The organism is Tardibacter chloracetimidivorans (assembly GCF_001890385.1).
In the GTDB taxonomy this organism is placed as follows: Bacteria; Pseudomonadota; Alphaproteobacteria; order Sphingomonadales; family Sphingomonadaceae; genus Tardibacter; species Tardibacter chloracetimidivorans.
On record NZ_CP018222.1, the window covers coordinates 56465 to 68849 of the forward strand.

Annotated in this window: 14 protein-coding genes; 5 read left to right on the forward strand and 9 right to left on the reverse strand. The window is 62.0% G+C overall.

Annotated features, from left to right (window positions below; genetic code table 11):
• Positions 1-184: 184 nt before the first annotated feature.
• Positions 185-523, reverse strand: a complete 339-nt coding sequence (locus BSL82_RS17910; protein WP_083579368.1) for a WGR domain-containing protein — start codon at positions 521-523, stop codon at positions 185-187.
• Positions 524-726: 203 nt separating this feature from the next.
• Here BSL82_RS17910 and BSL82_RS17915 point away from each other — a divergent pair, with 203 nt between their 5' ends.
• The 3 genes from BSL82_RS17915 to BSL82_RS17925 are packed head-to-tail and all read left to right on the forward strand — an operon-like array spanning position 727 to position 3117.
• Positions 727-1440, forward strand: a complete 714-nt coding sequence (locus BSL82_RS17915) for a hypothetical protein (RefSeq protein ID WP_158011118.1) — start codon at positions 727-729, stop codon at positions 1438-1440.
• Between the two features lie 50 nt (positions 1441-1490).
• Positions 1491-2513 carry an IS1595 family transposase gene (locus BSL82_RS17920; RefSeq protein ID WP_048575010.1) on the forward strand — a complete coding sequence of 341 codons (1023 nt, stop codon included), beginning with the start codon at positions 1491-1493 and terminating at the stop codon, positions 2511-2513.
• A 22-nt stretch (positions 2514-2535) separates the two neighbouring features.
• Positions 2536-3117 carry a phospholipase A gene (locus BSL82_RS17925; RefSeq protein WP_083579369.1) on the forward strand — a complete coding sequence of 194 codons (582 nt, stop codon included), beginning with the start codon at positions 2536-2538 and terminating at the stop codon, positions 3115-3117.
• Between the two features lie 11 nt (positions 3118-3128).
• Here the strand turns inward: BSL82_RS17925 and BSL82_RS17930 are convergent, their stop codons facing one another.
• The 6 genes from BSL82_RS17930 to BSL82_RS17955 all read right to left on the reverse strand — a co-directional run bounded on the left by BSL82_RS17930 (position 3129) and on the right by BSL82_RS17955 (position 6238).
• On the reverse strand, positions 3129-4007 hold the full coding sequence (locus BSL82_RS17930) for a zeta toxin family protein (protein WP_072598936.1): 879 nt from the start codon (positions 4005-4007) through the stop codon (positions 3129-3131).
• A gap of 5 nt (positions 4008-4012) precedes the next feature.
• Positions 4013-4309 (reverse strand): hypothetical protein, encoded by a 297-nt coding sequence (locus tag BSL82_RS17935; RefSeq protein ID WP_072598937.1) that lies wholly within the window; start codon positions 4307-4309, stop codon positions 4013-4015.
• Between the two features lie 149 nt (positions 4310-4458).
• Entirely contained in the window at positions 4459-4692 is a 234-nt protein-coding gene (locus BSL82_RS17940) for a hypothetical protein (protein WP_158011120.1), read from the reverse strand.
• Complete coding sequence (locus tag BSL82_RS17945) at positions 4689-4973, reverse strand: hypothetical protein (protein ID WP_072598939.1); 285 nt, start codon at positions 4971-4973, stop codon at positions 4689-4691. Before BSL82_RS17945 ends, BSL82_RS17940 begins: the two co-directional genes overlap by 4 nt.
• Positions 4974-5039: 66 nt before the next feature.
• Entirely contained in the window at positions 5040-5834 is a 795-nt protein-coding gene (locus BSL82_RS17950) for a hypothetical protein (RefSeq protein ID WP_158011122.1), read from the reverse strand.
• 11 nt (positions 5835-5845) lie between these two features.
• The gene (locus tag BSL82_RS17955) at positions 5846-6238 is read right to left on the reverse strand and encodes a hypothetical protein (RefSeq protein WP_054434835.1); all 393 of its coding nucleotides are present in this window, start codon (positions 6236-6238) and stop codon (positions 5846-5848) included.
• A 217-nt stretch (positions 6239-6455) separates the two neighbouring features.
• Between BSL82_RS17955 and BSL82_RS17960 the strand changes: the two genes are divergently transcribed.
• The gene (locus tag BSL82_RS17960; RefSeq protein ID WP_072598941.1) at positions 6456-7073 is read left to right on the forward strand and encodes a recombinase family protein; all 618 of its coding nucleotides are present in this window, start codon (positions 6456-6458) and stop codon (positions 7071-7073) included.
• 8 nt (positions 7074-7081) lie between these two features.
• Positions 7082-10087 (forward strand): Tn3 family transposase, encoded by a 3006-nt coding sequence (locus tag BSL82_RS17965; RefSeq protein ID WP_072598942.1) that lies wholly within the window; start codon positions 7082-7084, stop codon positions 10085-10087.
• Between the two features lie 37 nt (positions 10088-10124).
• Here the strand turns inward: BSL82_RS17965 and BSL82_RS17970 are convergent, their stop codons facing one another.
• Complete coding sequence (locus BSL82_RS17970) at positions 10125-11351, reverse strand: ParB/RepB/Spo0J family partition protein (protein WP_072598943.1); 1227 nt, start codon at positions 11349-11351, stop codon at positions 10125-10127.
• 147 nt (positions 11352-11498) lie between these two features.
• The gene (locus BSL82_RS17975; protein WP_006961816.1) at positions 11499-12365 is read right to left on the reverse strand and encodes a recombinase family protein; all 867 of its coding nucleotides are present in this window, start codon (positions 12363-12365) and stop codon (positions 11499-11501) included.
• Positions 12366-12385 lie beyond the last annotated feature (20 nt).

Consider the following 12385-nt stretch of genomic DNA (forward strand, 5'->3'; position numbering starts at 1 on the left):
ACATGGATGCAGCTCCTTGGTCGTTCGGGATTGCCGCGTGGTGTGAGCCAGTTCGGTAGCGGCCCGCGTTTCGCCCGATCGCTGCCGACATGCTCAAGGATCAAGCACCCCGGCGACCACGAGGACAATGGAACTGTAAAACATAATGTCTATTGTTTTACAACCGCGAAGGTCTTTCGCGAAGCTACTCGCAATATGCGACAAGGCTGGCGGCATGGTGCGGGTCGCACGCTGCGGGTCGATTGCAGGAGGGCGAGAGGAGATAGGGCACACCGATCCGCTTCCTCGCCGTTCCACGTCGACGCAATGTCGCGGTGACATGCCGCTCGGCGCTGGGGCGGTCCGGAAAGGACAGCCGCTTGGTCCGCCCGCGCGCGCCGATGCGCCCCCAACTCGTCTCAACGATGTAGGAGCCGAACAGGTCGCAGGTCACGACGATTTCATAGCGGCGCCGAATATTGCGGGCAGGATCGAGCGCAATCAGCTCGATGGGAATGAACGGGTCTGGGAAGCTGCAATCCATCCCCGGATTCTATCGGCCCCGGTGAGGCAAGTCTGGCGACTTTTTCGAATCAAACCGGGCCAACTGATTCATCGCATGAATCAGTTTCACGTCGCGATTAGGGTTGCTTCGAGCCACCACAAACCGAACCGTTCGGTTGACTCGTTTCCCAACGATATGCGAACTGGAGGCTCTGTTACCTTATCTGAGATGGAAAGCGTGATGTGCGTAAGTTGAAAGTCCGTTACCTGCTTGCCTTAGCCGGAGTGGCTGCTTTCCCTTCCGCTTCCCACGCACAGCCCGGCATCGAAATCCTGGTAAGTCATATCGGAGATCGAGGCAGCGACGGAACGGTGCCCGTCGAGGTCCGGCTGCTCAACACCAGCGATCAGCCCCAGACGGTGGTTTTACCCAATCGCGTCGAGGCGCGCCTTACCCAAGGCGAAGATGCGCGCGCCATCTGGCTTGAGCGCGCCGCAGCGATGCCGGCGTCGGTGGTCGTCGCATCGGCCGGGTTTGCTTCGGGGCGCTACAGTTTTTCCGCATCGTTCCTTGCCGACGGCGCGCTGCTGTCAGTCCCCGCGTGGAACGACCAAAAGGTTGCGATAACGGTGAACGCCGGAGGGGCTGCTGGCGGCCGCTCGGTCACGACGGCGGAGGCGGCTAAGCCAACTCCGGCGACCGCCGACGCTCCCACACTTTCCACCGCCGCGCCAGCGGATCGGTCCACGGGAAATGCATTCCTCGCAAATTTGTCCGCCTATGAACCGATCTACGCTGTCTATGGTCCGGGCACCAACACGGACGCGCGGCTCCAACTGAGCTTCAAATATCAGCTTTTCGGCAGTCATGCGCGGCAGGACGGGGGTCGTTCCGTGCCTATCCGCTTGACGCATACACCCACTACATCTAGTGGCTGCCTTGTGGCGCGCGCCTGACTTTTCCTGCGGCTTGGTGCCACCCAAAGCGGTTGTAAAGGGTGGGGATTGTGGACGTTCTTGACCGCGACAAGCTGCCGTTCCCGAAATCCCTCCCCGAGTTCCAGCGGCTTTTCCCGGATGATGGCGCTTGCGCGTCCTGGCTTGAAAAAGCTCGCTGGCCTGATGGATTTGCGTGCCCACGCTGTGGCGTCGTCGGCGATCCGTTTCGTTTCACCACTCGGCCTGTCATCCTGATGTGCCGCTCGTGTCGCCGTCAGACCGGCCTGATGGTCGGCACGGCCATGGAACGAAGCCACATCCCGCTCAGCGTGTGGTTCTGGGCCGCTTACCTGGTTGCGAGTCAGACGACCGGCATATCTGCCGTCCAGTTGCAGCGCCAGCTTGGCCTGACCCGGTACGAGACGGCCTTTGGCCTGCTCCATAAACTGCGCGCCGCGATGGTGCGCCCCGATCAGGATCGGATCGGCGGGCAGAGCGGTCAGCATGTCGAGGTCGATGAGACCTGGATCGGCGGGCGAACGCGCGGCGAAGGCCGGGGAACCCACCACAAAACGCTGGTGGTCGCCGCCGTCGAAGTTCGTCACCGGGAGCCTGGCACTGGCCAGGACCGCCGCCGGAACGGACGCTATGCCGGAAGGGTTCGATTGGCCATCGGTGCAGACCGCAGTGCCGGTGCCCTTGGTGGCTTTGTACAGAGCGCGGTCGAGCCGGGAACGCTGGTCATCACCGATGATTGGAGCGGCTATAGCGGGTTGCAGGGCGGCGGTTACGACCATCACGCCATCGCCCAGTGTGGCGACCCGGAGGTGTCCGAAGAGTTCCTGCCCATCGTCCATCTGGTGTTCTCAAACCTCAAAGCGTGGCTCAACGGCATCCACCACGGCGTCAGCACCAAGCATCTGCAAGCCTACCTCAACGAGTTCACTTTCCGCTTCAATCGCCGCTTCTACCCGTTCAACGCCTTCCGATCCCTCCTCGGGATCGCCAGTGATATCGAGGCGCCGACCTTTGCCGAACTCTACTCAGGCCAATGGACCCACCATACCATATCTAGTGGGTGTATGCCTTAAGCGGATAGGCACGGGTCGTTCGATGCTGGACGGCCTCTATTTTGCTTATACACAGCGCATGTTCTGGGATCTTGGTGCCGAGTCCTCACCATTCCGTAACATCGACTATCAGCCAGAGCTGTTCTATCTGTCGCCGGGTGTCGCGGTTTCGGACAAGGCAACGCTAAGCGGCCAAATCGGTGTCCGCCACGAATCCAATGGGCGTTCAGGCGATGCATCGCGCAGCGTCAACGGCTTCTATCTCGCTCCCATGGCCGCTTTTTCGCTGAGCGGCGACACCAGGTTGGTCGTTGCTCCACGGCTTTGGCTCTATGCCGGCGACCTTTCGGACAATCCCGATATCCGTAGATATCGAGGAAACACCGGCCTCGTTGTGGAGATTGGGGAAGAGGATGGACTTCGCCTCTCTACGTCCAGTCGATTCAACTTTTCGAGCGGCAAGGGATCGGTTTCCGCCGATCTCTCCTATCCGATGCGCCGCATTCTTGGCGGCGGCCCCGACTTCTACCTCTTCGGCCAGAGCTTCGTGGGTTATGGAGAAAACCTGCTGGACTACAACAAACACACGACGCGGTTTCGCATTGGCGTGGCGCTCGTGCGATAAGCTCGCGGGGTCTAGCGGCCGCGATCATCCTTGTCGCGCCTTTGATCGGTGCGCCCGCGATCCGGCTCCGCCTTCGCCTGTGGGACGATCCCATAGCGTTGCAGCGCGGGCGCCAGGCGGTCGATCTCCGCGCGCTTATAAGCGGCTTCCTCGGCCGTGAGAGGACGCCCGCGCTCGCGCTCGACAATCTCACGGGCACGCGGCTCATCAGGGGAGAGGGGATGGGAAAAATCGAAGCGATGCAGGATCTCGCCGCCGCGCCGATAGATGGTGAGGCGGTCGGCAAGGCGCTCATCCTGCATCCGATCCAGCGTATCGAGCATCCCGCCCAGCGCGGCCCCATGCGCCTCCATGCTCGTCATTCGCCCGTAGCCGCGGCTGTCCTTCTGCGCCACGAAGCGCTGGAGGATGCCAAGCGCGCTCAACTCCGGATTGACCGCCAGTGCCCGCGCATCGGTCACAAAATCGTTATCGCGAAAGCGGGTGAGGGTTTCCGCCACCTTGTCGGGCAGGCGCATAGTGCCTTCGACAGCGACATTGCAGCGCCGTGCAGCGGCGTCAGCAATCGCCATTTCGATCCACCGGCCCGAATCGCGATCGGTGAAGAAAGCTGCGGTGCGGTCGTCATGGCGCTGCAATTCGCTATAGCGCGGATGGAAGGCGCGCAAATCATCGCCGATGATTTCGATCAGGCCCCCGCGCCGATCGAACTCGGCGTGGGCGGCCGCCAGCAAGGCGCTCTTGCCAGCGCCGGGCTGACCACCAAGCACCAAGGCGGTAGGGCGCTCGACCGGCGCGGCCTGCGCAAATAGCAGCGGCGCGATGCGGCTTTCGTAGATCGCGCGATGCTTGTCCGGGGAAAGCCGATAACGGTCCGGGTCACGATCCATGCAGATCAGGCGGCAGCGGCCAACTCGCTCTTGCTGTCGCGGGCGCGGACGATCGCGCTATATTCGCGGAGCACTTGCGCAACGGTCGCGTCATCAGTGACGCGCAACGACTTCATGACATCGAAACAATGGCGCGTCTGCATTTCGAGAAAGGCCAATCGCTCGCCATCGGGCTTCGGCTTGGCCTGCTCGGCATCGATCTCCGCGCTATAGCCCGCGATCACGTCCACCACCGCCTCGCGCGCCGCCTCGAAGGCGACGGCCTGGTCCTGAGTCCAGAGTGGAGCGGCAATCTCGGTCATGGCGATAATCCTATCAGAAAAGGCGGGGCGGAACAATTGAGGACCGCGAGCTGGTTCAGCGCCCGCGCGGCCCTTGGGCCGCGCCCGCCGCGTCGCCTTGGCGGTGGGGCGCGCCGCCGCCAAGGCGGCGGCGCTGGCGCGGCCTAGAGTCAACCACTGGCCTCTCCGTCTGGAAGAACGGGTTCGACGGACAAGCCGGGAAAGACGCTTGGGAAAAACTCCCGCTGCCGGCCCCTCGCGTCGGTGGCGATGATTTTCCTAGTGCTGACGGGACCGCGCGTCACATAGTCGAACACCCAGCTTTCACCGCGAAAATCCGCAATGGCCTGCCCCGGCTTAACGGGCTGGCCCGCCAGCATGGCGCGATAGTGAGGCCCGCTCACGCGACCGACTCCCGCGCGGCGACATGAGCGGCAACCGCCGCATATTCGCCGGGGGAATGATCGCGCAGGAAATCCAGCGCCGCGCCATGATAGGCACTGCCTTCGGCAGCGCGGGCGGCGACGTGCCGCCACGCCTCGTCGTCGCTGGTGAAACACTCATCGGCATCCACGCGCTGTAGCTGGTAGGGATCGGGGCGGCCGATCTCGCAAAGATCGAATATGCCCCAGCCCTCGGCATGGGCCTGCTGGTTATCGAAGGCGGGTTCATCATAATGCTGCATGGCTATCGTCCTTGAATTTGTGGCGTTGGGGAGGGGCCGCCCCGAAAGAGACGGCCCGCTTCCGTTTCACTCGGCAGCGACCGCAAAGTGCTCGTCATGGTCGTTGTCGGCCTCGGCAAAGGGGCACTCGTCCGCCGCCTCGGCCTCATCGGCGTCGATATCCTCGCCATCGCCGTCCTGCCGCTCGGCCTCGTCCTCCGGCTCGACTTCGGGTTCCTCCGGGGTGACGAGAGCCGGGGGGAGCCAACCGTGACCGGGGACGCGCTCGGCGCAGGCTTCGGCCAACATATCCTTTTTCATCTTCGCGCAATTCTCGGCGGCAGCGGGGCCGCAAGCCTCGGTCAACGCCGCAAGCATCGCCTTCTTGGTGATCGCCCCGAAAAACTCGACGCCACCCTCCCAATGCTCGCGCATATCGAGATTGGCGGCGCGGGCGATCCGGTCCACCGAACGCAACCGTTCCGGGTCGGCATATTTGCCATGGCGACCATCGATCAACGCGGCGGTGCAGGCCGCGAGCAGGCGGGCAATATCGGCATCATCCAAGGCCAGAACCCATGCGAAGCGATTGGCCGCTTTCTTCGGCGCGCCCGCGATCAGGTCGGCCACCCCGGCATAGGGCGACGCCATTTCGCGCGTGTTATAGTCGAAATGCTGGGCCGGTTCCTGAATGTCCGTGCTGGCGCGAAGCTGGACCGCATGGGCGTCGGGATAGCTCTCCGCGAGGATCGGCAACAGCGCATCGAGCAGCACCGCATTGGCAAGGTGCTGGTTCTTCGCAACCTCGGCCTGCAAGGCAAGGGGTTTGAGTATCAACGGAACAGAAAACCTACATAAGGGATCAGCCGACTTTTCCCGCATAGCTCGGTTAGTTAGCGCCAGCTATCCAGGTCCTTGATCATTTTCCTGTGACATTTGAGGTGATGCTTCATCAGCCTGATGTCGTGGAGGTAATCCTGCTCCGGCCGAAACTCGTAATCCGGATCGATGTAGAATCGGTTTCGGGTAAAGCACTCGAACAGGTTGATGCCGTCCCAGGTGTCGATAACCTGTTCGAGGCTTTTCGCCATATGATGCAACGGCGAACCAGGTCCATTCTCATCCCTCATCTTATGAAGGCGCAAATGGATGTGTTGCAGCATGTCGGTCCGCATGTAGCTGTTCAAAAGCATGAGCGAGTGGGTCGGTGTCTTCGGAACAGCAAAGCCCATTTTATCTTCTGGCGGCAGGTCCGCGACATCCTGGTGGTCGTCGTTGTCAGTCATCACGTTTCGCTCGCAAGAGATTTTCCCCCATGCTCCACCGGTGGCATCCACAAAAGCCTTGCCTGAACGTCACAACAAACCCCGGTTTGATATGAACCGCCCCGACAATCGTGAGCGAGCCGCTTAAGAGCACATAATCTCACATCTACCCGTCCAAAAACCTGTGGCCGATAAACCTCTCTGTCGATAGATTGATTTAGAAGGGAGACAGACGTCGATGCTGATCGGGTACATGCGGGTGTCAACGGGCGAGCAGAACCTCGACCTGCAGCGTGATGCGCTGGATCGTGCCGGATGCGACCGCGTCTTCGATGACGTGTGTTCGGGCCGCGCGACCGAACGGGCCGGTCTCGACAAGGCCATCGATATCATGCGTGACGGCGACACCCTCGTCGTCTGGAAGCTTGATCGGATCGGTCGGTCACTGCCCCACGTCGTCGGGCTGGTCGGCGATTTGCAGAAGCGCGGCGTCGGCCTGAAGGTGCTGACTGGCGATATCGATACGACGACCGTTACGGGAAGGTTGGTGTTCGGCATCTTCGCGACCCTTGCCGAGTTCGAGCGCGACCTGATCCATGAGCGCACGATGGCCGGGCTCGCCGCGGCTAGGGCGCGTGGGCGGTCGGGCGGACGGCCACGGATCATGACGAAGCAGAAGCTGAAGGCGGCAATGGCGATGATGGCAGACCGCGACAACGCCGCGCGCGATGTCGCGGTCCAGCTCGGCATGTCGGTATCGACGCTCTACGCCTATGTCGATGCAGAGGGTCGACCGCGGGAGCGCGCCGGCGAACTGCTGGGCAAGCGTGGGGCACGGTCCAAGGTAGCGGCATAGCCTGAGCAATGCCGGTCGGCTTTCTCTCGGACGACCAGGCACTGCGCTATGGTCGCTTCGTCGGTGAGCCGACATCGGAACAGCTCGCGCGTCATTTCCATCTCGACGACGCGGACCAGGCATTCATCGGCGCGCATCGCGGCGATCACAACCGGCTCGGCGTGGCGGTACAGCTTGGCTCTTTGCGTTTGCTCGGCACCTTTCTCGAAGATCCGGCACTGACACCGGCATCGGTCACACGATTTGTCGGCAACCAGTTGGGGATCGACGGAACGGACGAACTAATGGCGCGATATTGCGCAACCAAGGGGCGATGGCGGCATGGTCCGCGCATCCGCGACCATTATGGCTACCGGGTCCTGTCCGATCCCGGCATCGCGTTTCGACTGCACCGTTTCATATATGCCCTGTGCTGGACGGGCACCGATCGCCCTTCGATGCTGTTTGACGCAGGTGTGATATGGCTGCTTGAGTCCAAAGTGCTGCTGCCGGGCCTTTCCGTCCTCGAGCGCGATATCGCACGGATCCGCACGCGGGTCGCCGCGCACGTCCATCGCCGTCTGGTCGCCAGGCTGACGCCAGAGCAACGCACCCGGCTCGATACGCTCGTCGCGGTTACCGGCGACGGACGGCAAAGTCCGTTGGATCGCTTACGTGATGGGCCATATCTGCAAAGCGGCCCCGAGATCAGCCGGGCCGTCGACCGACTAACCGAGATCCGCGCGTTCACCACAGGCCTGCCCGAACTTGACCGCGTGCCGCCCAGCAAGGCGGCTGCCCTCGCACGATTTGCCAGCGCTGCGAGAGCGCAGGCTGTGGCTCGGCTTCCCGACGATCGACGAGCGGCCACGTTGGTCGCCTTCATCCGCACCCTCGAAGCCTCGGCCAGCGACGACGTCATCGACCTTTTCGATGCCGTGTCGACCAAGATGTTTTCCAACGCACGCATCAACGCCAAAGAGGCGCGGATCCGATCACTGCGCGATCTTGACGCCGCATCACTCCGGCTTCGTGATGTCGGTGCCGTGCTACTCGATGATAGTATCAGCGACACGGAGGTGCGGGCGGCCGTGTTCGCGCTGGTTGACCGGTCAGCACTGACCGACGCGGTCGCCCAAGTAAGCCTTCTCGCCCGACCGACAGACGAGATCTACTTCGTCGAGCTGCGTCAGCAGACGGGCACAATACGCTATCTGCCGAAAATGCTTGCTGGGCTGGATCTCGCAGCAGCGCCCGCGGGGCAGTCGTTGCTGGACGCGGTCGATCACCTGCGAAGAGTACACCGTGGCGAAAAGCGCCGGGGACCAGTGCCAACCGCGTTTGTCCCCAAAGCCTGGGGCCGTCAGTTGAAAACCGAGGACGGCACGTTTGATTTGACCGGATACCGGCTTTGCACGCTCGACCGGCTACGCCGCGCCATCCGTCGCCGCGATGTCTTTCCCGTCCGCTCGCTTCGCTATGGCGATCCCCGCAAGGGCCTGCTGGCCGGCGCCGCGTGGGAGGCGGCGCGACCGACCGTGTGCCGCACGGTCGGCGTGGCGGTAGCTGGCGACGAGGAAATCGCCAAACTGTCCGCGCGCCTGGATCTCGCCTACCGCCAGACAGCCGCACGTGTGCCGGGTAACGATGCCGTGACCATCACCAGTACCGCGAGCGGGGCAGACCTGTCGATCGAGCCGCTCGACAGGATCGAAGAGCCTCTGAGCCTCACCGATCTTCACACGGCGATTGATGCACGGCTGCCGCAACTGGACCTCCCCGAACTGATCTTGGAAATGCACGCGCGAACCGGGTTCGGGGCAGCGTTTACCCATGCCAGCGAAGGCAACGCCCGCGCCGGTGACATCGCGACGACGATTTGCGCTGTGCTCGTCGCAGAGGCGACCAACACTGGATTCGAGCCACTTTTACGCCCCGAGGTGCCCGCGCTGCGCCGGTCCCGGTTGAGCTGGGTGAAGCAGAACTTCATGCGTGCGGAGACGCTGAGCACTGCCAATGCGCTGTTGGTCGCCGCGCATAACAGAATATCCCTGACCCGCGCCTGGGGTGGTGGTGAGGTAGCGTCAGCCGATGGACTGCGGTTTACCGTGCCGGTTCGCACGATCCACGCCGGTCCGAACCCACGGTATTTCGGGCGCGAACGCGGCGTCACTTGGTATAATCTGGTTTCCGACCGCTTTTCCGGGCTAAATGCCGTGACGGTCCCCGGCACACTGCGCGACAGTCTTCATCTGTTGGCCGTTGTGCTCGATCAGGAAACCGAATTGCGGCCGACCGAGATCATGACCGACACGGCCGGCTATACCGATACAATATTCGGGATATTCCATCTGCTCGGACTCCAGTTCTCGCCCCGTATCGCTGATATCGCCGGGGCAAGATTCTGGCGTGTCGATGGCACTGCGCATTACGGCGTGCTGGACGATCTTGCGGCGAACAGGATCAACATCAAGCTGATCGTCGAGCACTGGGACGACCTCCTTCGCCTCGCCGGATCATTGAAGCTCGGCGTCGTGAGGGCAGCCGGACTCACCCGTGTTCTTCAGACCAACGATCGTCCGACCAGGCTGGCACGTGCGCTTCAGGAACTCGGCCGTCTCATTAAGTCGCTCTATATGCTGCGGTTCATTGACGACGAAACCTACCGGCGTCGCATTCTCGTCCAGCTCAATCGCGGCGAGAGCCGCCATCAGCTTGCCCGCACGATATTCCACGGCAAGCGGGGCGAATTGCGCCAGCGTTATCGCGTTGGCCAGGAGGACCAGCTTGGCGCGCTCGGGCTAGTCGTCAATCTGATCGTGCTCTGGAATACGATCTACATCGACGCCGCCCTCAACCAGCTTCGCGCTGAAGGCCATGTGATACTAGACGAAGACGTAGCCCGCCTTTCGCCGCTCGGCTTCCGGCACATCAACATGCTTGGGCGCTATGCCTTCACCATTCCCGAAATGGTCGCGCGCGGCGAGCTTCGACCGCTCCGCGATCCCGGCGCCACGGGCATTGATGACGCGTGAGGTCGCGCCTTATGTAGGTTTTCTGTTCCGTTGCTACTCAACCCCCGGCAACAGTCCGCATCCGCGACAGTTCCTCGGTCATGCGGGCGTCATAAAGGGGTCGGGGCGCGCCGGTCCCGTTGCTGCTGCCGCTGGCGCTGCGGGTGCTGCGTGGGGCCTTGCGGGTATAGGCCGTCACTTCGGCCTTCCCCTGATGGCCGACCACGATCAACAGGACCGCGCCTCGCTTGGCCTCTTCGGAATAGTCACGCTCGACAGTGCCGATCCGGTCGATCTGGGCTTCGATCTCGCGCAATTCCTCATCAAACTCCAGATCGAAATCTTCGCCAAGGCCCGCGAACAACTCCGCGATCCGTGCCTCCCGCTTCTCCTGTAGCTCATCCATGAACGCCTCTTCGGCATCGGACAGGGTGCGCGTTTCCTGATCGGGATAGAGCCGGTGCCACCGATAGCTGTCATAGGGCGTATTTTCGGCGGCAATGACCTCGCCCCAGCCTTGCGCCTCGGCTTCGGCGGCAAGCGTATCCAGCTTCTCATCGACAAGCCGCTGCACAAGATCGGGATCGTCGGCATAGCCTTCCCCCTTGGGGGAGAACAGGTCGCCCGTGATGGTGCCGCCCGCTGCCTGATAGGCATCCATACCGACAAAGCTGAACAGCCGGTGCCCGGTCGTCACCTTGGTTTCGGTAAGGGCACGGCGGACCTCATGGGCGGTGCGATAGCGTTTCAGGATTCGCTCCTGCCGCTTGTGATCGTCGGTCAGGGTGAACGCCTGCGCGCAAGCGACGTCGATCCTATTGGCCGCAAGCGCGTTGATGACCTTCGGGGAAAGAGCGGCGAGCGCCAGCGTCTTGCGGACCTCGGCCAGATCATAGAGGTAGCGATTGGCGATAGCTTCCTCGGTGAACCCCTCATCTCGCAAGGTCGCAAAAGCCCGGATCGCGTCGGCGGGATGCATGTCCTCACGCTCTGCATTCTCCGCATAGCTAATCGATGTGGCATTCTTGCCGTCGCGCAATTCGCAGCGCAACGTCGCATCGCGGCCCCATACCTTCGTCTTGACGTTATGGACGGCGGCCCGCCTGCGGCGTTCGCCAACGATAACCTCATATTTGCCGTCCTCGCGGGCGATCACGACAAGGTTCTGAATCTGTCCATCCTCGGATGCCATGCTGGCAGCTAGGGACTCGATCCCGGTCTTGACCTTCCGAACATTGCGCGGGGTCGCAACAAGATCATTCCAAAGAATATTGAGCGTCGTCATTTCATTTTCTCCTTGCTTTTCAATTGGCCGTCAGGCCGATGGCTCCTTTCGCCATCGGCCTTGGCGGACACGGACGCCCAAGAAGGCCCAGTCGGCCCGAAGCTGCGATTTTGGCCATGTTGAAGAACAAAGATTGAACATGGCGATCTACCAGGCTCGCTCTTGTCCTCCAATCTCGTAAACATCGGTCTCGATCGAGCACCTGTAGCTCTCTGCGATGTTGAACATCTCTGTCTGGAGAGATGCGATCTCATCATCGAGGCTGACGCCATCGGCACCCTGATCATAGGCGACGGTCAGCGTGTAATCGCAGTTCCCGGTCTTTTGCATCTGGTAATCCCGCTCCAGCATCGCCTCAATGCGCTCGCGAGCGGGCTTTCTGCCACGACCATGCTTGTTGAAGTTCTCGATGGTCAGATGCAGGGCGATGGTGACAGAAGGCGGCTTTTCCGGCAGCCCGATCCTTGAAGGAATGACGTCAAGCGCCCGATAGACGGTCATTCTTGAGATCTTGAGGTCGCGCGCGACGCTGGCCTTGCTCGCGCCGGCGGTGATCCGGCGTCGGATTTCATCGTCATCGATGTTTTTCTTCCGGCCTTTGTAGACGCCTTCGGCGCGCGCCGCCTCGATCCCGGCGCGCTGCCGGTCCTTGATGAACGTCAGTTCCATGTCCGCGACCATGCCCAGAATGGTGATCACCATCCGCCCCATGCTTCCGGCCGTCGTCACCTCCGGCTCAAGCACCCGCAATGAGGCTCCCTTCTGGTCGAGTTCATGAACCAGATTGAGAACATCGCGTGTGGAGCGACCGAGCCGATCGAGACGCAGGACGACGAGTTCGTCATCGGCGCGCAGGAACTGCATGATCGTCTCAAGCTCCGTGCGTCCAGTGCGCGATGCGCCCGAGCCTGTTTCGGAGCGGAGGATTTCACAGCCCGCTGCCTTCAACCGGGCAACCTGGATGTCGAGATCCTGGTCGATGGTGCTGACGCGGGCGTAGCCGACGCGGGTCATGGGCAAATCCGTCACATTAG